The following is a 21310-nucleotide window of genomic DNA, read 5'->3' as shown; positions in this document are numbered from 1 at the left end:
GCATGCCTCACACAGTGAAGCATGTTTTGATCTCTTGTTTGGAGAGATCGGTCATCTGCATGCCGTAGTCTAGCTTCATCCAGTGCACGAAGCGGTAGAGCGAGAGCCGCACTAGCAGGCTCTGGGCGAGCGCGTCTCCCGCCTCGCTCCCGCTGGGAGCGATCCACACCCGCCCCGACGACGTGACGAGCGAAGCGAGCAGCTTCGCCCGCTCCTCCGAAACGCCCTCTCCCAACACCGCCACCGCGTTCGGCCGCCCGTTCTGGTGCAGCCACCAGACCGACGGCAGCGAATCGACGATCACGAGCCCGCTGCTCGCGGAGTCGATGCGGTGCGCGTTGTATACGAGCGAACTGAGGTCGAACTCGTGCCTCACGCCCTGCCGCTCGCGCGGCTCGGGATACGCGAATTTCAGGCCCAGCTCGGTGGCCGCGCCCTTCGCGTAGCCGACGAGCTTGCCGTCAGAGCCGTGAAGCGCCGCAGCCACGTGGCCCTTCAGGCTGCCGCGCGAGCAGTAGCCAGCCTCGAAGTGGTCCATGACCTCCGCTTCGAAGCCGAGCCCCGACAGCGAGGCGTGGGCGTAGTCGAGTTCCTTGAGGTGGAAGTCGAGCGGCGCGTTGACGGCGAGCTTTGCGGGCTCCGGCGCCTTCGGCTCCGCGGCCGCCAGCGGGTGCCGGCGGCTCGCGCCCTCGGGAAAGAACTTCGCTTGAAGCTCCACGGCGACCGCGCGTAGCGCGTTGCCGTCCTTTATGTCCGCGCCCGCCATGAGGCCGGCGAAGTCCAGGACGTTCCCCTTGGCCCGGCACGCGAAGCATTGGAAGATGCCACGCTCCAGGTTCGCGGAGAAGGTCTTGCCTTGTTTTTCGCTGGGGTGCGACGGCAGAGGGCAGGGCCCCAGATGCTGGTCGCCCCTGCGGGCGAGCGTTACGTTGTAGTGCGCGAGCACGTCCTCGAACTTGAGGCGTGCGCGCAGCTCCTTGAAGTTGATCCACGGACGGTGGTTCACTGTGTATCCTTTTGTTGATGGTTGAAGAGCTGTGTCCGCCCTCCATTCAACCACGCCGAGATAAAGAAAAGATAAAGGGGACTGCTTCCGCTCAATTCGTCCGCGCGCCAAGCAGTCTGCGGAAATCCCATTTTCGCAGTCTGCGACCGCGCGGAATTTTGGTTCTTTTCCCAAAAGAAGGGAGGCGCGGTCTATGGGGATGCAGTGCGACGCAGCGCAGCCGGAGGCTCGGCGGAGGCGGAGCGGAGATCGCGCGAATCCCAAGAGTCCGCGGGCGGGCCACGTTTTAATATTCGATAATTTGCATCTTATATGCAGAAGAAAAATAATATAATAGTTTCTATATTTCGCGTTGCATTTCTCGCTCCGTCTTTATCCGCTCCGACCACGGGCCGCTCTTTTTTTCCACATGAATGCTAAACAGCAGACTGGGGTGGTGTTGCTCGTCGCTGCGGTAATCGCAGGCGTCTGGTCGTATAACAGGTATTCCGGCTTAATGGGTCAGCTCCATTCGTGGTCGCCCCCATTTGACCAATTCGAGGTCTATACAATCGTCGGCGCGCTCGTCGGCGCCCTGTGCCTCGTGGCCGGGCTCCGCATGGTGAGCGCGAAGAAGCCGGAAAAATCCGACTCATAGGAGCGCAACCGTGAGCGCTAAGGGCGCGGCGGACGCCGCGAGCGGGAAGCACGCCAAGGCGGGCCCCGAGGTGATCGAGCACTGGTTCACGCTGGTGCCGGCGCAGCAGTTCTCGGCGAACGATTTCTACGCGGAGATCCAAAAGGAGATCTCTGCCCAGAAGATCCCCGCCCTCGACATCGCGCGCGTCGAGATTCCCGAGGGCGGGCCGCTGTCGGACAACCGCGAGTATCTGCAGATGAAGCGGGAGCGGCTTACGTTCGACGTCTGCGCGGCTCCCGTCGGGGTGAACTACTTCTTCTCGTATCGCTTCTTCGTCGAGGAGGTGAAGGTGCGTCCGTGGCAGATCGCGGTGGTGATCGCGGCGCTCTGGTTCCTCCTAAACGCGAGCATCCGGCACGTCGGAATATTCCTCGGTCCGACGCTGCTGCTCGCGATCTTGTGCCTCCTCGGTTGGACGATGCGCAACGCGATCGGGCTCGGCTTGCGCGACCTCGATGCGACGCTGGTCAAGCTAGCGGTGATCGGGCCGATCTACGAGCGCTACTTCCGGAAGGACTCGTATTACCGCCAAGACATGCGCATGGCCTACGGGTCCATAGTTTCGAGCATAGTGAAGGGACGCGTCGCGGAGATCACAGGAGAAAGGGGCGTCCAACTCGTCCGCGAATACAGCTACAGCCCCGTGTTCGAGGGCCTGTATTCCGCGAGGCAGGGGTCGCCGAAGCAGCCGACTGCGTAAGCCCCTATGCTCGGAATGTCAGACAGGCTCTCGGCAGAGTTCCTCGCTTGGGAGAGGCGGGGACGCGGGTTCCAAGTCTGGGAATACCCGGTCGAGTTGGAGCCCGCGTTCAAGCCGTTCCCGTTCCATGGATACGCGGCGACCGCGCCGGCCGACGACGGGAGGAAGCCGACCTTCCTGAGTTCGCTCGTGAGGAGAGCGAGCCAGCGGCTCGCTCCGCCGCTTCCCGACGCCGCCTCGGACCCGCGGGAGGACGCCGCGCCCGCGGAGCTTTCGCGCGGCGAACTCGTGGAGCTTCACGCTCACGTGCCCGACGGGTGGAAGGGCGGGGCGAGGCACGCGGAATTCCTCCGAAGCCTCTCGGTCTCGGTCGCCCCCATCGCCTTCGAGGTCGTGGGAACCTCAGAGAAGATCGTCCTGCAGTTCGCGGTCCATCCGCGCGACGAGCGGCTCTTCCGCCGCCAGTTCGAGGCGTTCTTCCCGGACGCGGCGCTCGCGCCCGCGTCGCGCTTCCTGGAGTCCGCATGGAATGGGGTCGGCGAGGGACACGTCGCGGCCGTCGAGTTCGGCCTGGGGAAGGAGTTCATGGTCCCCTTCGAGGCGACGGGAGGGGAGCCATACGTGGGACTCATGGGCGCGCTCTCGGAGCTGGGCCCGGGGGAGGTCGCGGTGTTCCAGACCATCTTCGCTCCCGCGTCTTCGCCGTGGGGCGACAGCGCCCTGCGCTCCGTCTCGCGCGGCGACGGCGGCGCGCTCTTCCGCAACGCGCCTGAGCTTCTGGCCGGCGCGCAGAAGAAGTTCTCTTCGGCCCCGTGGGCCGCTGTTGTGCGGGTCGCTGTGAAGACGGTTGACGTGAACCGCACGTGGGAGGTCGCGTGCAACGTGGCGGGGGCTCTCGGCGCGTATGGGGCGGCGCGCGGTAACCATTTGGTGCCCCTCGAAAACGAATCGTATCCGAGCGACGCGCACGAGCGGGACGTCCTGCTACGCCAGACGCGGCGCTCGGGGATGATCCTCAGCCTCGAAGAGGTCGCGGGCTTCGCGCACCTCCCCGGCGCGGAGGCGCGGTCGCCGCGCCTGCGCTCCGCAGAGAAGACGAGGGAGGCCCCGGCGCGCGTCCGCGAAGGGAGCGGCGTCGTGCTCGGCGAGAACACGCACTACGGCGCGTCCGCGCCGGTCTTCCTCTCGAACGAGGACCGCGTGCGCCACATGCACGTCGTCGGCGTGAGCGGCACCGGCAAAAGCTCGCTCTTCTATAACCTCGCGATGCAGGACGTCGAGAGGGGCGAGGGCGTCACGGTCATCGACCCGCACGGCGACCTCGTCGACCGCATACTCGGCGCGATACCGGAGAGCCGGATCGGCGACGTCGTCGTCTTCGACCCGTCGGACGAGACGCACGTGGTGGGGCTCAACATCCTGTCGGCGCACTCGGACTGGGAGAAGGGCCTGCTCGCGGCCGACCTCGTCTCCGTGTTCCGCCGCCTGTCCACGTCGTGGGGAGACCAGCTCAACAGCGTCCTGCATAACGCGATCCTCGCCTTCCTCGAAAGCGAGCGCGGCGGCACGCTCATCGACCTTCGCCGCTTCTTATTGGAGCCGGCTTTCCGCAGGGAATTCTTGAAGACGGTGCGCGACCCGAACGTCTCGTATTACTGGGAGAAGGCGTTCCCGCAGCTCTCGGGCGGAAAGTCCATCGGCCCCGTCATCACGCGCCTCGACACGTTCCTCGGGCCCCGGCCGATCCGCGAGATGGTCGCGCAGGCGAAGAACTCGCTAGACCTCGGAGACGTGCTCGACTCGGGGAAGATCCTCCTCGCGCGGCTGCCCATCGGCATCATCGGGGAGGACTCGGCGTATCTCTTGGGTAGCCTCCTCGTCGCGAAGATGCAGTCGGAGGCGATGAGCCGCCAGCGGAAGAGCGCCTCGGCGCGCCGTGACCACTTCCTGTTCGCAGACGAGTTCCACAATTTCCTCACGCCGTCCATCGCAGCCTGCCTCTCGGGCGTGAGGAAATACCGGCTCGGCCTCGTGCTCGGCCACCAGGAGATGTGGCAGGTGGAGCGCGAGACCGGCATCGCGAGCGCGCTCTCGAACGCGTTCACGCGCGTCGTGTTCCGCGTCGGCGACAAGGACTCCCGGAACCTCGAAGGAGGGTTCTCCTCTTTCGAGGCACGAGACCTGCAGAACCTCGAAACGGGGTGCGCGATCTGTCGCGTCGAGCGTAGCGACTGCGACTTCAACCTCACGGTGCCGATGCCGAAGTATCCGCCGCAGGCGACCGCGGCGGCGCGCGCGAGGGAGGTCGTCGCCGCGTCGCGATTGAAATACTCGACGCTCCGCTCAGAGCTGCCGCAGGCGGGCGAGGCGATTCCCTCATCCGTCATTCTTCCGGAGAAGATAGAGACGCCGGTCGTTCTATCGGAGCCGCAGCCGTCGGAAACCCCGCCCGCTCCGGCACCGGTCGAAATAAAGATGGAGCCGATAACGCCCGCGCGGAAGCAAACCGTCCCATCCGCGTCATCGACCGATCTCGGGAAAGGCGGCGCGCAGCACAAAGCCGTTCAAGACCGCGTGAAGGAGGAGGCTGAGAAGATCGGGTTCCGCGTCGTCGTGGAGAAGCGGATAGACGCGGGCAGCATAGACCTCGTGCTCTCGCGGGACGGCGTGGACATCGCGTGCGAGGTGACCGTCACGAACACGATCGACTACGAGGTCGGCAACGTCTCGAAGTGCATCAGGGCGGGATTCGGCAAGGTCGCGGTCGTCGGCGTGAGCGAGGACAAGCTCGCGAAGCTCTCCGCCGCCGTCGCTAACAGCTTGGGCGCGGAGAAAGCCAAGCTCGTGGGCCTCTTTCTGCCCGACGCTTTCATCGAACATCTGCGCGCGCTCCCGAAGCTTTCTTCGCCCGCAGCGGAAGTTCCGCGAACGCGCGGAGGGCGCGTGGTGCGGCGCACGTTCACTCCCGTTTCGGAGGCAGAGGCGAAAACGAAAGAGAGCGAAGCGCTCCGCATTATGTCGGAGATGATGCAGAAGAAAAAATCTTCAGAGCGAAAAAAATGAATAGGATTGAACATCCTCGAAGAAGAGCCCGATAACTAGTTCTATGGAGCACTATACTCGCACGGCAGGCCTCCGGAAAAAAGTCGGAGTGTGGATCAGGGTCTCGACGGACGAGCAGGCTCAGGGCGACAGCCCGAAGCACCACGAGCTGCGCGCGCGCCACTACGCGGAGTCGAAGGAGTGGGACGTGGTCGAGGTCTACAACCTATCCGGGCAGAGCGGGAAAGCCGTCATGGAATACCCGGAGACGAAGCGCATGATGGCGGACGTGAAGCGCGGGAAGATCACGGGCCTCATCTTCTCGAAGCTCGCGCGCCTCGCCCGCAACACGAAGGAGCTCCTGACGATCTCCGAGTTCTTCCAAGAGCATCAGGCGGACCTCGTGTCGCTCCAAGAGGCGATAGACACCTCGACGCCGGCCGGCCGGCTCTTCTTCTCCGTGAATGCCTCGCTTGCGCAGTTCGAGCGTGAGGAGATCGCGTGCCGCGTCGCGGCGTCGGTGCCGATCCGCGCGAAGCTCGGCAAGCCGCTCGGCGGGCTCGCCCCTTTCGGCTACGTCTGGAGGGACAAGCGGCTGGTGGTGGAGCCCAAGGACGCGCTCGTGCGGAAGGCGATGTATGAGCTGTTCGCGGAGCATAAGCGCAAGAAGACGGTGGCGCGGATCATGAACGAGCGGGGATACCTCACCCGCAGCGGCGGGAAGTGGTCGGACACGACCGTCACCCGCGTGATCTCCGACCCCACCGCGAAGGGCGTGCAGCGCCAGAACTACACCAAGAGCCTCGGGGACGGGCTGAAGTGGGCGGTGAAGCCGGAGCACGAATGGGTCATCAACAAAGTTGAGCCCATCGTGTCGGAAGAACTCTGGGAGAAGTGCAACGCGCTCTTGGAGGCTCGGAGGACGAGGGGAGAGCGCCCCGCGAGGCGCGGCAAGAGCGCGTTCACGGGCTTCGTCGTGTGCTACTGCGGGCAGAAGATGTATGTCCCGTTCAACACGCCGAAATGGGTCTGCTACAAATGCCGCAACAAGATCCCTGCGACGGACCTCGACGCGGTGTTCCGCGACGAGCTGAAGTCGTTCATGGTTACTTCCGAACGCGTTTCGGCATATCGCGAGGAGGCGCACAGCGGGATCTCGGAGAAGGCCGAAATGCTCGCGAGCCTGCAGGCGCAAAGGGACAAGACGAAGGTCGAGGCCGACAAGTGCTTCGAGCTTTTCCAGGCGGGCGCGCTCACGGTCGTACAATTCAAAGAGCGGTTCCAGCCGCTCGACTCGCGGAAGGAAGAGTTGCAGCGGGAGATCCCACGATTGGAAGCGGAGATCGACTCGCTGAAAGTGGTGAACCTGAGCGCGGAGCACGTCGCCGCGCACGGGCGGAATTTCTACGCCGACTGGCCGAAGCTCCCTGAAGAGCGCAAGCGGCCTATCGTGGAATTGCTCCTCAAGAGCATCGTGATCGGTAAGGAGGACGTGTCGATCAATCTGCTCACGCTGCCTGTCTTTGAGCTAGCGACCGATAGGCAACACATCCCCAGGGGTTCATCGCGGCGACGAGCATGAAGTTGCACGGGAGCGTGATTTTGCCCGCGCTGCGAGAAATGGTGACGTGGCCGTCTTCGAGTGGTTGGCGCAACACTTCGAGCGCGGAGCGTTTGAACTCGGGCAACTCGTCGAGAAAAAGCACGCCGTGGTGCGCAAGGGAAATTTCTCCCGGCCCAGGAATCGTGCCGCCGCCGAGCAGGCCGACGTCGGAAATGGTGTGATGCGGGGCGCGGGCGGGACGTTGGAGAAATTGAATGCCGTCGCGCATGGTCTGGCCGGCGGCGGAATGAATGCGCAGGATGTCGAGATACTCATCGAGCGTCGGTTGCGGCATGATACCAGGAACGCGTTTCGCAATCATGGATTTTCCGGATCCAGGCGGCCCGATCATGATCCTCTTGTGCTTGTTTTAACCAAATCTGCTCTTTAAGCACTGGGGCGTGCGCAAAGCCTATAGCTACGTTCGATTTTCAACTCCAGACCAGATAAAGGGAGACTCGTTAAGGCGACAAAAAGAGTCATCTCAGGCTTACGCTATTCAACATGGGCTTGAGCTTGATGAAACTCCAATTGCTGACTTAGGCGTCTCTGCCTTCAGGGGAAAAAATGCGGAAGACGGCGCTTTAGGTAGGTTTCTCGCCGCAGTTCAAAGCGGACGAATAGCCAAAGGCTCAACGCTGATTGTCGAGTCTCTTGACCGCATAAGTCGTCAAGACCCGATGACGGCGTTTAATCGGTTCGCTGATATCCTAAAACGAGGGGTGCGAATTGTTACCTTAATGGACGGGCAGACCTATTCGGAGGAGTCAGTTAAGGGAAACACTTTCCAGTTGATTGGGAGCATAATGATTATGGCTCAGGCCAACGAGGAGAGCAGAAAGAAGTCGAATCGCCTTAAAGCAACAACCGAAGTGTCAACAAACAGAGTCCCATTTGCCCACTTTTCGAACACTGCTTTTTTGGACGGCAAATAGTCTGTCGTAATTTTTTCCGGCGAGAATTTCTCGTAGAACCAGTCCGCGACGTATCCAAAGGCCGAAAAGGTCAACATGCTCACAGGCATCCCGAGGCCGTTTACTCCTGCGGTTCCCGATGGCTCCAGCCACTTGGGGCAAAGAGAGGTGAGGCGCTCAACTTGAGCTTTCTTTCTTTTTCGAATCCATGCTGCGGCGATTCGTTCGGCCTTTCTTTTCGATTCCTCATGCGCACGGCTCATTACGGAAATCGAAATGATAAGCTCATTCATGTTTAAATGACCCGTTTTGTAGGTCATTCCATCGGTTACGGTCACAATCGTGATGCCTGACTTCACTATCGCGAGAAATTGTCCGAGAGCTGTTTCGATATCCTGTCGAGATAGGCGGTCTAAAGACTCCACCAAGAGAAACGAGCCCCGCGCTACTCGTCCGGCTTTAACTTCTCTCAAGAAGCTTCCGAGCGCGCCTGTAGCTGCATTCTTACCGCGGTAGGCCGAAACACCCTCATCAACCAAGGATTCATCGAGGATGAGACCGTGGGTTTTGCAATAGTCGCGTGATAGCTCTATCTGCCTAGTGGCACTGTCGCCTTTTTTTTGTTCTAGTGTCGAGTAGCGGACGTAAGAGTAAGCCAAACGGGGCATGTGAGAGCACTACTTTGAAAATTGGTTAAAACAAGCCAACAAGTATGAGGTTGGGAACGCCGGATTCGCCTGTGTTGACTTCAACTTGGACAGGCACGGCATCGATGCCCAGCAAAGCTGCCGAGCCGATAATCGCTAACATGGAACAGTGGACTGGAGGGAATTAAGTGTGACCCGCGCCCACTTGCAGGCGTCGCTGAACCTCGACGAGATTCGTTTCAACGGCTTGCAAATAAGGATTGGGTTGGCCCGCTGTCGACAGGTAGCGATGCACGCCGCCCGCCTCGAAGTCGAGCATTGGCCGCACATAATTTGCCCAGAACGCAGGGGTATTTTCCAACATGCGTCCGAAGTCCACAAATTGCCGCTTGGAGACGGGCACGCGATCGTAGTCGTAAGCTTCCTGGAATTCGCGGAAGAGCGCCGAGAGACTGTCCACGTAATCCGGCGCGCTCATCTGCGCGAGGTAATCGGCCGTCACCAGCATGAATGTGGCGATGCGAGTAGCGTCGCGATTGAAGGGGACCTGGCTGAGTTTTCCCTGCGGCCCGGTGCACATGATCGCGGCGCACACATCGGCAATCTCGACGGAGCTGACACCCAGCTTCGGAAGATAGCTGCGGGCAAAATTACAGCTCCGGCGTTCGTGGATAAACGTGTATTTCGCACCAGTGCCATTTATGTCACCGGTTTCTTTAAGGTAGCCGGTGTCGTGCAACAGCGCGGCGGTCACAGCCAATTCCCAATCGCGGCGCGTCAACACGGGCAGGTCGCCGCTGTGGTGGCGCCCTTCGAGCAAATTGGTCAGACACAGCACGGCCTGCAACGTGTGCTCAAGGTCGTGGTATTTCATATCGATGCCTTGATAGCCGGGAAAACGGCCTTCGAACATCGCCACGACATCGTTGAACAAACGGTCGATTAACGGAAAACTCTCACGCGCTCCAATTCCTGCAAAGGCAGCTTTGACAGCATCGGCCACCGCTTTAGGGTTGCTCGTATTGATTGCGTGGGGTGCGACCATGACTGGCGCGTCACCATAGGGTTTATCACCTATGCGGCAAGGGGATTGTCTGAAATTCACTGTTTAATGCTTCATCACACCAACCTTAGAATTGGCCTTACCGGCGGCATGGGCACAGGCAAATCCACCGCGGCTGCAATGTTTGCCGAGCGTGGCTTCATGCGGCTCGATGCCGATCAAGTCGTGCGCGAAGAGCTTTTGCCCAGTCCGGCGGTGCGGGAGGCGATTCGCGCGAAGTTTGGCGAAACCGTCATAAACGCCGACGGCCATGTGCGTCGCGACCAGCTCGCGGCGATTGTTTTCAAGGATCCCGTAGCGCTCGCTTGGCTGGAGGAACTGCTGCATCCGCTCCTGCGAGCGCGCTGGCGCGAGATTTTTGACCAAGCGGCGGGCGAGGCGTTTATTGCCGAGGTTCCGCTGTTGTTTGAGAAGGGGATGCAAAATTGGTTTGATTTCACGGTCTGTGTCACCACACAGTCCGAGCTTCAACTAAGGCGGTTGGAACAGCGCGGAGTTCCCCAAGAACAGGCCCGCCAACGCCTAGCCAGGCAACTGCCGCTAGCCCGCAAGTGCGAGTTGGCAGACCACGTTCTCCTTAACGACGGATCACCCGAATTTTTGCGCGAACAGGTTAATGCCTTGGCAGATCGCCTCCTGAAATCCCACCACGCCCGGTTAACCGGCCCACTTCATGTCAGTCCCCCCTAAATCCGACGAGGATCACAGCAAATCCGACCGTGCTTCCGCCGAGTCGACCCCCAAGCGCGCGACGCGCTCCCGCCTCACACGCGGAGCCCCGAAAAAAGCCACCAAGGCGACCGCCGCCGCGGAAACCGCGAGTGTCGCTCCGGCGAAAGCTCCCGCCAAACGCCCCAGCCGCGCCAAAGCCAAAATCGACGCCACGCCTGAACTCGCTTTCACGCCGCCGCCGGCCCGCGAACCCGAGCGCGCTCCGAAACCGGAGCCCGTTCGCGAAGTCGAGCGCGAGACGCCGCCGCCGCAAAAACCTTACGTGCCTGAACCATCTCCGTTCGCGGAAGAGCCCAAAGCTCGCGCCGAGCACGCCGAGTCCGGCCAGCAAAGTGGTAATCAAAACCATGATGCGCAGCGCGAACCTGCGCAGTCGCGCGATCAGGGCCACGAAAGCCGCGACAAACCCCAAGGCCAGAATCAAGGCGAACATTTCGATGACCAAGCGCATCAAGACCAAGGGGGCGGCAACGCCCATGGCGGCGGCGGTCACGGCGGCCAGCAAGGCGGCGGTCATTTCCAACAACACGGTGGCCAACAACAGGGCGGCGGCGGCAAATTTGGCCGGCGTCATCGCGAACGCGGCAATAAATTCCGCGGCGGTCAGGGTGGTCAGGGAGGCGGCGGTGGTGGCGGTGGCAAATGGGGAAATCAAAATTTCCAGCCCTCTCCAAAACACCCGCCGCAACCGTTACCGCCAAAAGAATACGTGCATGTCGGCGACTTGCCCGATCCGGCGCGTTTTCAAAATGTCGACGATGTCGCGAAAGTCGCGACCGATATTTCCAGCGGCACCCGCGAGCCGATCTGGTTGAATAAACTCTACGCGCTCAATCTTTCCGAGCTGATCGCGTTCGCACGCCAGCAGGATCTTAAATTTGAAGGCGCGCCCAATCGCCGCCAGCTGATCACGCAAATTTTCGCGGCGATCAACGAACACAAGATTCCGCTCTATGATCGCGGTTTCATCGACCAGACGGATCGCAACCAGTTTTTTGTCGTCCACGACGACGTGAACTACCGCCTTTATCCTGAAGATGCGTTTCTTCCGGAAATTTTCGTGAAGCAGCTCGGCCTGCGTCGCGGTCACGAAGTCGAAGTCCAATTGCAAGCGCCGCAAGGCAACGATCGTTGTCCGGCCGTCGTCGCGATTCGCACAGTGATGGGCAAAGACCCACAGGAAATTTCGAAGGTGCAGCCCTTCGAGGAACTCGTGCCGTATTATCCACTCAAGCGGATCATGCTCGAGCAGGAAGGCGCAAAAGACGTGTCGATGCGCATGACCGACATCATCACGCCAGTCGGCTTCGGCCAGCGCGGCTTGATCGTCGCGCCGCCTCGCACCGGCAAAACGGTGCTGATGCAAAATATGGCGAACTCCATCGTCGCCAATTCGCCGTTCGCGAAACTCATCATCCTTCTCGTCGACGAGCGTCCCGAGGAAGTCACCGATTTCAAGCGCCACTGCAAAGGCGAAGTCGTTTCCTCGACCTTTGACGAGACGCCGGAGAGCCACGTGCATTGCGCCGAGATGGTCATCGAAAAAGCCCGTCGTCTCGTCGAACAAGGCGAGCACGTCGTCATTCTCCTCGATTCCATTACGCGTCTCGCGCGCGCTTACAATGCGCTCGCGGGCAACTCCGGTAAAATCATGTCCGGCGGTCTCGAGGCCAACGCGCTGCAAAAACCGAAGCGCTTCTTCGGTTCCGCGCGCAACATCGAAGGCGCGGGCAGCCTTACGATTTTGGGCACCGCGCTCGTCGACACCGGCAGCCGCATGGATGAAATTATCTTCGAGGAATTCAAGGGCACCGGTAACATGGAGCTCCACCTCGACCGCGATCTCGTCAACAAGCGCATCTTCCCGGCAATCAACATCGACAAGTCCGGCACGCGCAAAGAAGAGCTCATCTATCACCCCGACGAACTCACGCGCGTGTATTCGTTGCGTCGCGCCATGCAAGGCGTGCCGGCCGCCGACTCGATGGACATGCTCATCGGGCGCCTTAAGAAGACCAAGACCAACGCGGAATTTTTAATGAGCCTCAACCGTTGATGCCGGTTCGTCGGCACTTCACGTGATCACCGCCGACGACTACATAATCCAAATCGCGCTCGAGCGAGGCTTGCTCCAGCGCGATCGATTCGACGCCGCCAAACGCCAGGCAGCCGAGCACACTGATCTTACCAAAGCGGCGCCGAGTATCACCGAGATTTTGATCGGCGACGGTGCGCTGGATGTCGACGCGCTCGTTCGTGCCGTAGCGGAAGAATTTGGAATGCCTTACGTCACGCTCGGCACTCTGCAAATTCCGCGCGAAGTGCTGGCCGCCGTGCCTCGCTCGTTCGTGCAAGAGCATCGCGTGATTCCTTACGCGCGTGAAAACGGCATCCTACGCGTCGCCGTGAGCGACCCCATCGCAGTGGATGCGATTGACGGACTGAGTTACGTCGCGGGCGGAGAAATCCAACTCGCGCTTGCTTCTTCAGATGAAATCAGCCGCGCGATCACGCGCTTTTATGGACGCGAATTGACCGATGTGGACGAATTGCTGGCGAACTCCGATGGCGTTTCCGCCAAAGCAACCGGTTACCGTGTTGCCGCCGCCACGCCGACGTCTGTGGTCGGTGAACAAGACGGACAGCCGAGTGAAGGCGACGCCCCGATCATCAAACTCGTGCACGGCATCATCAACGAAGCCATCCAGCGCCGTGCGTCCGACATCCACCTCGAACCGCTCGAACGCCGTTTTCGTGTGCGTTACCGGATTGATGGCGTGTTACTCGAAGTCGATGCGCCGCCAAAGCGACTGCAACTGGCGATCATCTCCCGCCTGAAAATCATGGCGAACATCAGCATCGCTGAAAAACGTGTGCCGCAGGATGGTCGCATCCAAGTCGACGTCGGCCACCGCACGCTCGATTTGCGCGTGTCGTCGCTACCCACCGCGCACGGCGAAAGCATCGTGATGCGTATTCTCGACAAGGAAGGACTGAAACTCGGCATGCCCGAACTCGGATTCCTGCCCGACGATCAAAAAGAGTTTGAGCAACTCATCGCGTCGCCCGACGGCATCATGCTCGTTACTGGCCCGACCGGTTCGGGCAAAACGACCACACTCTATGCGTCGTTGCATCACCTGAATCAGCCCGACCGGAAAATCATCACGGTGGAAGAGCCGGTGGAGTATCAACTTTCCGGTATCAACCAAGTGCCCGTGAACACGAGCATCGGCATGACGTTCGCCGCGGCGTTACGCGCGATGCTGCGGCAGGCGCCGAACATCGTGATGGTCGGTGAAATCCGCGACATGGAAACCGCTGAGATCGCGATCAACGCGTCTCTCACCGGGCACATGGTGTTTAGCACGCTGCACACGAATGACGCCCCGTCCGCCGTGACGCGCCTTATCGACATTGGCGCAAAACCATTTCTCGTGGCTGCGTCGTTGCGCGCGGCGATGGCGCAGCGGCTCGTGCGGCGGAATTGCCCGCATTGCCGACGCGCCTACACGCCGTCGACGCGCGAGCTTCACGCCCTCGGGCTGACGCCGGCGCAGCTGGCGGGCGCGCAGTTCGCGCATGGTGCCGGTTGCGCGAAATGTCACGGCACGGGCTACACGGGGCGCATGGGAATTTTTGAACTTTTTCGCATCAACGACGACATTCGCGGCATGATCTACGATAACGTCAGCTCCTCACGCCTGCGGCAACGCGCGCGGGCCGACGGCATGCGCACCATGCGCGAGGACGGCGTGCGCAAAGTGCTCGCCGGGATGACGACAATCGAAGAAGTTGTCTCCGTCACTGTCGGCGACGAACTTTGATTTTTCAGCCCACCCAATTTTAACCCACCCACCGCATGAGTTACGAAATGAACGATCTTCTCGAGCTGGTCGTCGACCAGAAGAGTTCCGATTTGCACTTGCAGGTCGGCGTGCCGCCTTGTCTGCGCCTGCGCGGCAGCATGACGCCGATCGACGGTCCTGAGTTAAAGCCGGAGGACACCGAGAAACTCATGCTTTCGATCACGCCCGATAATCACATCCAGAACGTGAAGCTCAACGGCGGCACCGATTTCGGATTCGCTTACGGCGAAAAAGCGCGCTTCCGCGTTAGCGTGCTGAAATCGAAGGGCAACTACGGCCTCGTGCTCCGCCAGATTCCCAATCAGCTCTTCGATCTCCGCCAGATCGGCATGCCGGACAAAATCAAGGAGCTGCTCTATCGTCCTCGCGGATTGTTCCTCGTTACTGGTCCGACGGGTTCCGGCAAATCCACGACGCTCGCCTCGATGGTGAACTACATCAACGAACACCGCGACGGTCACATCATCACCATCGAGGATCCGATCGAGTATTATCATCCGCACAAAAAATGCGTCGTTACGCAGCGCGAAGTTGGCAGCGACGTCCCGAGTTTTGCGGAGGCGATCAAGCGCGCGTTGCGTCAGGATCCCGACGTGATTCTCGTGGGCGAATTGCGCGACTTAGAAACGATTGAAGCCGCCATCAGCGCCGCCGAGACGGGCCACTTGGTATTCGGCACGCTGCACACGAACAGTGCCGCGAAGACGGTTGATCGTATCGTCGATGCGTTTCCGGCGACGATGAAGGAGATGATTCGCATGCAGCTCTCGACTTCAATTATCGCGGTCATTTCCCAGACGCTCTGCAAAAAGAAAACCGGCGGGCGCATTGCCGCCTACGAGATTATGGTCAACACGTCGTCGATCGGCTCACTGATCCGCGACAACAAGACGTTCCGTATTCCCTCTGACATTCAAACGGGCGCGGCGCTCGGCATGATCACGCTCGATACGCATTTGATGAGCCTCGTGAATCGCGAGTTGATCGAACCCGACGAGGCACTCGAAAAATCCCAAGAGCCCGTTGCCATGCGCGAAAAACTCACGAGCATGGGCTATAAATTACATCAAGTGTAGCGATCTAGAGATTAATGTTCGAAGGACATGATCGGGCCGTTTTCGATTTGTTGACCGAACGTCGGCAAGTCGAAGCGGTAGCTTTGCAAAGTGCCTTCGACCAACATCAGACTACGGGAAAACCATTCGCGACTACGCTGCTCGACCTTGGGTTGATCGAGAAACCTGCGTTGCTGCAGGCCGTCGCTGAATATCTCGGCTGCGGTTATGCGGAGGAGGTTCCCATTGCACTGCCAGCTGATGCGGTCGCATTGGTCGCGAGTAACATGGCGCGCACTTACGGCGTCGCGCCGCTCTCGGTGGACGGATTTTCTGTTTCTTTGCTCGCCGTCGATCCGTTCAACCCGAATTTGATAAACGACCTGACCTTTGCGCTGGAACGCGATGTGCGCGTAAACGTCGCCGATCCCGATCGCGTGCAGGCGCTCATTAAGCAGCACTATGGCGAAGACGACATCTCGCTCGACGACGCGCTGAATGAACTTCAAGCCGGCACTGCAGACCCCGGCGATGGCGAGACGCTCACGGAAAATGATATCGAGCAACTGGCCGGTCAGACCCCGATCATCCGTTTCGTGAACCTCGTGCTCGGCCAGGCGATTCGTGACAAGGCGTCCGACGTCCATTTCGAGCCTTTCGAGCACGATTTCAAAATTCGTTACCGCATCGACGGCGCGCTCTACGAAATGTCGCCACCGCCCAAGAATCTCGCACTGCCGATCATTTCGCGCATCAAAGTCCTCGCGAATCTCAATATCGCCGAGCGCCGACTCCCGCAAGACGGGCGCATCAAGCTTAACCTCAGCGGGCGCGCCGTGGATTTGCGCGTGTCGACGTTGCCCACGCAATTTGGCGAGAGCGTGGTGTTGCGCGTGCTCGATCAGTCGGCTGTGCAGCTGGCGCTAAAACAAATTGGTTTGCCCGAGGAGATTAAGGCCGGCGTTGAGGAAATCATTCGCCGACCGAATGGGATTTTTATCGTCACCGGCCCGACTGGCTCGGGTAAAACGACTACGCTCTACAGCTGCCTCAAGGAGCTCAACACGATCGATTCAAAACTGCTTACGGTCGAAGACCCGGTGGAATACGAAATCGACGGCGTGATGCAGGTGCCGGTGAACATGACCGCGGGCCTGGATTTCGCGCGCGCGCTGCGCACATTCCTTCGCCAGGATCCCGACATTGTAATGGTCGGTGAAATCCGCGATCTCGAAACGGCGCAGATTTCGATTCAAGCAGCGCTCACCGGGCACTTGGTGCTGAGCACGCTGCACACGAACGACGCAGCCGGTGCCGTCACGCGGTTGACCGACATGGGCATCGAGCCGTTTCTGCTCGCTTCGACTCTCGAAGCGGTGCTCGCGCAACGCTTGGTGCGTCGCGTGTGCACCGCGTGCAAAACCGCCTATGAACCCGCTGAAGCGCTGCTCCGCCAAGCCGGGATCGATTCGGCTTCCGTGAAGAATAGACTGTTTTACTACGGCGCCGGCTGCGCCACGTGTCACGATACTGGCTACAAGGGACGCTTGGGAATTTTCGAGTTCTTGCGCATGACCGAACCGTTGCGTGAATTGGTGGTGCAGGGCGCATCTCTGGTGGCGTTGCGGCAAAAAGCCATGGAGGCAGGCATGATTTCTCTGCGTGCGGCGGGGCTGAAAGCCGCGCTCGCAGGCGATACCACACTCGAAGAAGTCTTCAAATACACCTGACATGCCGCGTTTCGCATACACTGCCGTCGACACCCGCGGCTCGGAGAAATCCGGTTTGCTCGAAGCATCCGATTCGAAAAGCGCCGTGAGTGTGTTGCGCGGACAGGGGCTTTTCCCCACCGACGTCGCGCCGGCAAAGGTGGCGCCGCCGGTGAAGCGGCTTGAAACTAAGTCAAAGTCCGCGGGCAAGGGCTTGCAGCGCGAGATAAGTTTCTCGTTTGGCCGCGGGGTCAGCGCGAAGGAATTGGCGGGCTTCACGCGGCAACTTGCCACGCTGTTGAAAGCCGGCATGCCGCTGCTGCGTGGATTAGAGGTGCTCGCGCGTCAGGAGCGGAATCAGGCCTTTCGTCGGATCACGGAAGCGCTGGGCGAGACGATAAAATCCGGCGGCACGCTTTCTGAGGCGATGGCGCAGCATCCAAAAATTTTCGACCGACTCTACATCAACATGGTCAAAGCCGGCGAGGCGAGCGGCGTGCTCGATGTCGTGCTGGATCGCCTCGCGCGGTTTCAGGAGAAGAGCTTGCAGCTGCGCGGAAAAATCAAAGCAGCGATGATGTATCCGATCATCGTGATGTCAGTCGCTGTGATCATTCTCGTCGGCTTGCTCGTTTTCGTCGTGCCGAAATTTAAACAAATCTTCGCCGACCTATTGAAAGGCGCACCCTTGCCCACGCTCACGCAAGCGGTGCTGACCATCAGTGATTTCGTGCAGAAGCATTATCTCATCTCGATCGGTGTGGCCGTGGCAGCGTGGATCGGGTTCAACGTTTTCTCAAAATCTCCTCGCGGCGCGCGCATGATCGATACGTGGATGATCAAGGCGCCGCTTTTCGGAACGCTTTTTCTAAAAGGGATCGTGGCGCGTTTCGGGCGCACGTTGGGGACGTTGCTCGCGAGCGGCGTCCCAATTTTGCAGGCGCTGCTGATTACGCGCGATACTTGCGGCAACACTTGTGTGGCTGATGCCATCACCGAGGTGCATGACTGCGTGAAAGAAGGTTCGTCGGTCGCGCGGCCGCTCGAAGCGACGGGTGTATTTCCGCCGATGGTCACGAGTATGATCGATGTGGGTGAACATACCGGCCAGTTGCCGGAAATGCTGAACAAGGTTGCCGACATTTATGAAGACGAAGTCGACACGGCCGTCGCGGGCCTGAGTTCGATGATTGAGCCGATCCTCATCCTGTTTCTCGCGGTGGTCGTCGGCACGATCGTGATCGCACTGTTCCTGCCGATCATCCGCATCGTGCAATTGCTGACCTGAGTGCTGACCAAGCTCAGAGTCTTCCGGCCTGCGCGCTGGTAATTTATCCGATAAGCACGTCGTTGAAACGAAACGCGCCGGCCCTTGTCATGAGCGCATGCCCAATGCGCTCACCCGCGAATGGAACGCCATGAAACGAGGCTCCCCAGGGAGCCGTTTCAAGAATCGTTACGCCTCTGCGAAGAAGGCGCGCAAGGACGGCAGCTGGACGCAGCACATTTTCCGGATTGTTCGACTCATCGTGGCGGCGGGTGCGCTCGCGGTGGGCGTCCTGCTGGTGTTTATCCCCGGCCCGGCGATTTTGTTTTTCTTCATTGCGGGCGGCTTGCTTGCCTCGGAATCAAAACTTGTGGCGCGGTTTCTCGACTGGACGGAAGTGAGGCTGCGTGCCTGGTGGAAATGGGGCATGCGTCATTGGACAAAAATACCGCTGGCCGGAAAGATCGCCGTCGTGACTCTTGCCGCCGGCGTGGCCGGCGCGGCGGCATTCGGCATGTATCAACTGATGGCGAAGTGACGCCCCGCCCGCACAAGGCGTCTGAGTTCGTAGCTGAATTAGCTCGAGGCTGCAGCCGGTGACGGATTCCCACCCGGCGGGCGCAACAACAGTTGCGAATTCAGGCCCAGGTGACGATCGGAGAATTCATCGTTCTCACCCGCTTGGCGGAGCAGGCGTTGCACCATGCCCATCTTGGCATCGAGGTCGTCGATCTTCGCCACGAAAACCGCTTCGGGCGTGGCGGCGATCACGGCGGCGCCCCATTCAAGTTCGCCTTGGTGACTGAGCACGATGTGTTCGAGACGTTCGAGCAACTCGGAGGACAATTTCACTTTCATGCCGGCTTTGCGCACGAGTTGATACCCGAGCACGACGTGGCCTTGCAGAATGCCGCGCCGGCTTTTGCCGGGCACGAGGTCGCCTTGATACTCGATCACTTTGCCCGTGTCGTGCGCGAGCACTCCGGCCATCGCGAGATCCGCGTGCACTTCCGGATAGAGTAGGAGGAGCGCCTTGCAAGCGCGCGCCATGTGCACGGTGTGTTCGAGCAACCCGTGACGATACGCGTGGTGCATGGAAACGGCAGCGGGCGCGATGCGAAATTGGTCACCGATGTCTTCGAACAACGCTTGCATCGTCGCTCGCAATTCCGCGTTGCCGATGCCGGCGATGAAACCTTGGAACTCCAGCCACAGTGAATCGGCGTCCTCCGGCGCGGTTTCCACGAGATTGGCCATCAGCGGCGAACCCGCGAGTTGTTCCTGAGACAACGGCTCCGCGCGAAGCAACTTCGGCGAGAGCCGGCTTTGATAATAGTCGACCTTCGCTTCGATGCGCACGATGTCGCCTTCCTTGAGGGCTTTGAAAAATTCGTAGGCGGGATTGTCGCTAAAGCAATTGCAGGTAAACGAGCCGGTCTTGTCGCCGAGTTCGACCGCGAGAAACGTATTGCCGGTTTTCGTCGGACGCTCCGCGAGTTTCCGAATGAGCAGCACACTCGTGAAAGTGTCGCCGCCGGTGCGGTCGAGCGCCTTGATGTCGCGAACGGTAAACGGGGTGGAGATGTCAGCCATACTTTTTAACGAGTTGAGTGTAGGCCCGGAAGAAAGGGTGTTTCGTATCGCGCAGCAAGGCGTAGAAAATACTTTCGGCGGGCAACACGTTGCAGCCCGCGTGACGCAACTGCGCCAGCACCACCTCCGCATCGTCGCGCCGACGAGCGCCGATGCAGTCTGAAAGCACGGTTACCTCGTAGCTGGCTGCGAGCGCGTCGCGCGCGGTTTGATACACGCAGATCGGTGTCTCAATGCCGCAAATCAAAAGGTGTTTCGCGCCGCTTTGCGTCAGTGCGTTCGCGATTGCCGGGTCGGCCAATGCCGAGAAAGCATTTTTCGCGAACACATGGGGCGGGCCGCCCGCGCCGAGCAACTCTTCGGCGGTGTGGCCGAGTTTATCGGGCACTTGTTCGGTGAACACCACCGGCAGGCCGAAACCCTTCGCCGCTTCCAACGCAAACGCGCACCGCCAATGCACGCGCTGGCTATCGCAAATTGCCGCGAGAAACACGGGCTGCAAATCGATGCAAAGGAGGAGAGGAGCGTTCATGGCGACGAGTCAGATGAGAGACACGAATCTCACGAAACGTCACGAATTGAATAGAGAAGCAGTCGGCAGCTAGATCCTGACTGGAATGCAGGTAAGCCGCCGACCTGTCCAATTGCCTCGGTTGTTTCCTGCTTTCCTGAGCTCCAGATTCAAACCTTATCTGCTTCGTGAAAATTCGTGCGATTCGTGTCTCTGTCCGAACCTTTCGAAACGCGATCACTTTCCCGGATTAAAATATTTCTCCCGCGCCTTTACCTGCACGATTTTTTTCTCGGGCAACACATACGCGGTCAGCGCACCGCCGAGCACGCACGACGTGTCGATGCCGAGCGTCCATTTCGTGCGCGAAATCTCCGGTCGCGGCGTGTGTCCGTAAACGACGAACGGCGCGCGTGTCCACAACTCCGACCAGTGCGGGGCGTTGGGGGCTTCGGAACGTTTGCGGGGCTCGCCGTCTTTGTCGACGACCTGGATGCGCGTGACAACGCGAGCCGGTTGTTTTTGCCACGGGCGGTCGGGCAAAAATCCACCGTGCACCAAAACAACGCCGAGATCTTCGTCTTCGTAAGTCAGCTTCATCGACTCGAGATAGTCCCAGTCTTTGCTGCGCAACTGCTTCATCGTCTCGTAATCGTATTTCTTCAGGTGGCTGGGATCGTCGGTGCGGCGGTAGTTGAGATGACGCAGTTCGTGATTCCCGAGCAGCGAGGCGGTCGCGTATTCGCGGGCGAGTTCGACGACTTTGCCACTGTCCGGCCCGCGGCTGATCAGATCGCCGAGCAGCACGACGCGGTCGTCTTTCGCCAATTCGAGCTTGTCGAGCAGGTCCGCAAATTCCTTGTGGCAGCCATGAATGTCCCCGATGGCGATGAGGCGGCCTTTCATGAATTCAGAGACAC

18 protein-coding genes and 1 pseudogene are annotated in these 21310 nt (G+C 60.1%); 12 read left to right on the top strand and 7 right to left on the bottom strand.

Annotation, left to right across the window (positions count from 1 at the left end):
• Positions 1–7: 7 nt before the first annotated feature.
• Positions 8–1006, bottom strand: a complete 999-nt coding sequence (locus ACRRQW_RS18850) for a CHC2 zinc finger domain-containing protein (protein ID WP_438483172.1) — start codon at positions 1004–1006, stop codon at positions 8–10.
• Positions 1007–1415: 409 nt separating this feature from the next.
• Between ACRRQW_RS18850 and ACRRQW_RS18845 the strand changes: the two genes are divergently transcribed.
• The 4 genes from ACRRQW_RS18845 to ACRRQW_RS18830 are packed head-to-tail and all read left to right on the top strand — an operon-like array spanning position 1416 to position 7009.
• Entirely contained in the window at positions 1416–1643 is a 228-nt protein-coding gene (locus tag ACRRQW_RS18845; protein ID WP_438483171.1) for a hypothetical protein, read from the top strand.
• Positions 1644–1653: 10 nt separating this feature from the next.
• The gene (locus ACRRQW_RS18840) at positions 1654–2385 is read left to right on the top strand and encodes a hypothetical protein (RefSeq protein WP_438483170.1); all 732 of its coding nucleotides are present in this window, start codon (positions 1654–1656) and stop codon (positions 2383–2385) included.
• A gap of 6 nt (positions 2386–2391) precedes the next feature.
• The gene (locus ACRRQW_RS18835; RefSeq protein ID WP_438483169.1) at positions 2392–5448 is read left to right on the top strand and encodes a type IV secretory system conjugative DNA transfer family protein; all 3057 of its coding nucleotides are present in this window, start codon (positions 2392–2394) and stop codon (positions 5446–5448) included.
• 43 nt (positions 5449–5491) lie between these two features.
• Positions 5492–7009, top strand: coding sequence for a recombinase family protein (locus ACRRQW_RS18830; RefSeq protein WP_438483168.1), 1518 nt, complete (start codon positions 5492–5494; stop codon positions 7007–7009).
• On the opposite strand, the pseudogene ACRRQW_RS18825 reads toward ACRRQW_RS18830, so the two are convergent.
• Positions 6975–7394 (bottom strand): annotated as a pseudogene (locus tag ACRRQW_RS18825) (ATP-binding protein); the annotation flags it as partial. The gene ACRRQW_RS18830 and the pseudogene ACRRQW_RS18825 sit on opposite strands and share 35 nt — an antisense overlap.
• A gap of 37 nt (positions 7395–7431) precedes the next feature.
• On the opposite strand from ACRRQW_RS18825, the gene ACRRQW_RS18820 reads away from it, so the two are divergent.
• A complete protein-coding gene (locus ACRRQW_RS18820; protein WP_438483167.1) occupies positions 7432–7965 on the top strand; it encodes a recombinase family protein in 534 nt (177 codons plus the stop codon).
• Here ACRRQW_RS18820 and ACRRQW_RS18815 read toward each other — a convergent pair.
• Together ACRRQW_RS18815 and ACRRQW_RS18810 are read right to left on the bottom strand one after the other, a co-directional pair.
• Positions 7848–8612 (bottom strand): recombinase family protein, encoded by a 765-nt coding sequence (locus ACRRQW_RS18815; RefSeq protein ID WP_438483166.1) that lies wholly within the window; start codon positions 8610–8612, stop codon positions 7848–7850. The genes ACRRQW_RS18820 and ACRRQW_RS18815 overlap by 118 nt on opposite strands.
• Positions 8613–8775: 163 nt before the next feature.
• Positions 8776–9636 carry a hypothetical protein gene (locus ACRRQW_RS18810; RefSeq protein ID WP_438483165.1) on the bottom strand — a complete coding sequence of 287 codons (861 nt, stop codon included), beginning with the start codon at positions 9634–9636 and terminating at the stop codon, positions 8776–8778.
• A 66-nt stretch (positions 9637–9702) separates the two neighbouring features.
• Between ACRRQW_RS18810 and coaE the strand changes: the two genes are divergently transcribed.
• The 7 genes from coaE (at position 9703) to ACRRQW_RS18775 (ending at position 18824) form a co-directional block, all read left to right on the top strand.
• Complete coding sequence (gene coaE, locus ACRRQW_RS18805) at positions 9703–10344, top strand: dephospho-CoA kinase (RefSeq protein WP_438483164.1); 642 nt, start codon at positions 9703–9705, stop codon at positions 10342–10344.
• Entirely contained in the window at positions 10328–12442 is a 2115-nt protein-coding gene (rho, locus tag ACRRQW_RS18800) for a transcription termination factor Rho (RefSeq protein WP_438483163.1), read from the top strand. The genes coaE and rho overlap by 17 nt, the downstream gene beginning before the upstream one ends.
• A 22-nt stretch (positions 12443–12464) precedes the next feature.
• Positions 12465–14213 (top strand): GspE/PulE family protein, encoded by a 1749-nt coding sequence (locus ACRRQW_RS18795; protein ID WP_438483162.1) that lies wholly within the window; start codon positions 12465–12467, stop codon positions 14211–14213.
• Between the two features lie 35 nt (positions 14214–14248).
• A complete protein-coding gene (locus ACRRQW_RS18790; RefSeq protein ID WP_438483161.1) occupies positions 14249–15331 on the top strand; it encodes a type IV pilus twitching motility protein PilT in 1083 nt (360 codons plus the stop codon).
• 14 nt (positions 15332–15345) lie between these two features.
• Complete coding sequence (locus tag ACRRQW_RS18785; protein ID WP_438483160.1) at positions 15346–17040, top strand: GspE/PulE family protein; 1695 nt, start codon at positions 15346–15348, stop codon at positions 17038–17040.
• A 1-nt stretch (position 17041) separates the two neighbouring features.
• Positions 17042–18307, top strand: coding sequence for a type II secretion system F family protein (locus tag ACRRQW_RS18780; RefSeq protein WP_438483159.1), 1266 nt, complete (start codon positions 17042–17044; stop codon positions 18305–18307).
• Positions 18308–18437: 130 nt separating this feature from the next.
• A complete protein-coding gene (locus ACRRQW_RS18775) occupies positions 18438–18824 on the top strand; it encodes a PGPGW domain-containing protein (protein ID WP_438483158.1) in 387 nt (128 codons plus the stop codon).
• 38 nt (positions 18825–18862) lie between these two features.
• Here ACRRQW_RS18775 and ACRRQW_RS18770 read toward each other — a convergent pair whose 3' ends face one another.
• From ACRRQW_RS18770 to ACRRQW_RS18760, 3 genes are all read right to left on the bottom strand, one after another.
• Complete coding sequence (locus ACRRQW_RS18770; protein WP_438483157.1) at positions 18863–19879, bottom strand: 3'-5' exoribonuclease YhaM family protein; 1017 nt, start codon at positions 19877–19879, stop codon at positions 18863–18865.
• Positions 19872–20411: an isochorismatase family protein gene (locus ACRRQW_RS18765; protein WP_438483156.1), complete on the bottom strand. Its 540-nt coding sequence runs from the start codon at positions 20409–20411 to the stop codon at positions 19872–19874. The genes ACRRQW_RS18770 and ACRRQW_RS18765 overlap by 8 nt, the downstream gene beginning before the upstream one ends.
• 216 nt (positions 20412–20627) lie before the next feature.
• The gene (locus tag ACRRQW_RS18760) at positions 20628–21296 is read right to left on the bottom strand and encodes a metallophosphoesterase (protein ID WP_438483155.1); all 669 of its coding nucleotides are present in this window, start codon (positions 21294–21296) and stop codon (positions 20628–20630) included.
• Positions 21297–21310: the final 14 nt, after the last annotated feature.

It is taken from the genome of Oleiharenicola lentus (assembly GCF_051660365.1).
Classification (GTDB): domain Bacteria; phylum Verrucomicrobiota; class Verrucomicrobiia; order Opitutales; family Opitutaceae; genus Lacunisphaera; species Lacunisphaera lenta_A.
The sequence above is the reverse complement of the archived record's forward strand: the minus strand, read 5'-3'. Positions and strand labels throughout refer to the sequence as shown.

Excerpts from the sequence above, each read along its gene's own strand:
- ACRRQW_RS18845 (WP_438483171.1), top strand. The coding sequence starts at position 1,416 with ATGAATGCTAAACAGCAGACTGGGGTGGTGTTGCTCGTCGCTGCGGTA.
- ACRRQW_RS18835 (WP_438483169.1), top strand. The coding sequence starts at position 2,392 with ATGCTCGGAATGTCAGACAGGCTCTCGGCAGAGTTCCTCGCTTGGGAG.
- ACRRQW_RS18830 (WP_438483168.1), top strand. The coding sequence starts at position 5,492 with ATGGAGCACTATACTCGCACGGCAGGCCTCCGGAAAAAAGTCGGAGTG.
- ACRRQW_RS18815 (WP_438483166.1), bottom strand. The coding sequence starts at position 8,612 with ATGCCCCGTTTGGCTTACTCTTACGTCCGCTACTCGACACTAGAACAA.
- ACRRQW_RS18810 (WP_438483165.1), bottom strand. The coding sequence starts at position 9,636 with ATGGTCGCACCCCACGCAATCAATACGAGCAACCCTAAAGCGGTGGCC.
- coaE (WP_438483164.1), top strand. The coding sequence starts at position 9,703 with ATGCTTCATCACACCAACCTTAGAATTGGCCTTACCGGCGGCATGGGC.
- rho (WP_438483163.1), top strand. The coding sequence starts at position 10,328 with ATGTCAGTCCCCCCTAAATCCGACGAGGATCACAGCAAATCCGACCGT.
- ACRRQW_RS18790 (WP_438483161.1), top strand. The coding sequence starts at position 14,249 with ATGAGTTACGAAATGAACGATCTTCTCGAGCTGGTCGTCGACCAGAAG.
- ACRRQW_RS18785 (WP_438483160.1), top strand. The coding sequence starts at position 15,346 with ATGTTCGAAGGACATGATCGGGCCGTTTTCGATTTGTTGACCGAACGT.
- ACRRQW_RS18780 (WP_438483159.1), top strand. The coding sequence starts at position 17,042 with ATGCCGCGTTTCGCATACACTGCCGTCGACACCCGCGGCTCGGAGAAA.
- ACRRQW_RS18775 (WP_438483158.1), top strand. The coding sequence starts at position 18,438 with ATGAAACGAGGCTCCCCAGGGAGCCGTTTCAAGAATCGTTACGCCTCT.
- ACRRQW_RS18770 (WP_438483157.1), bottom strand. The coding sequence starts at position 19,879 with ATGGCTGACATCTCCACCCCGTTTACCGTTCGCGACATCAAGGCGCTC.
- ACRRQW_RS18765 (WP_438483156.1), bottom strand. The coding sequence starts at position 20,411 with ATGAACGCTCCTCTCCTCCTTTGCATCGATTTGCAGCCCGTGTTTCTC.
- ACRRQW_RS18760 (WP_438483155.1), bottom strand. The coding sequence starts at position 21,296 with ATGAAAGGCCGCCTCATCGCCATCGGGGACATTCATGGCTGCCACAAG.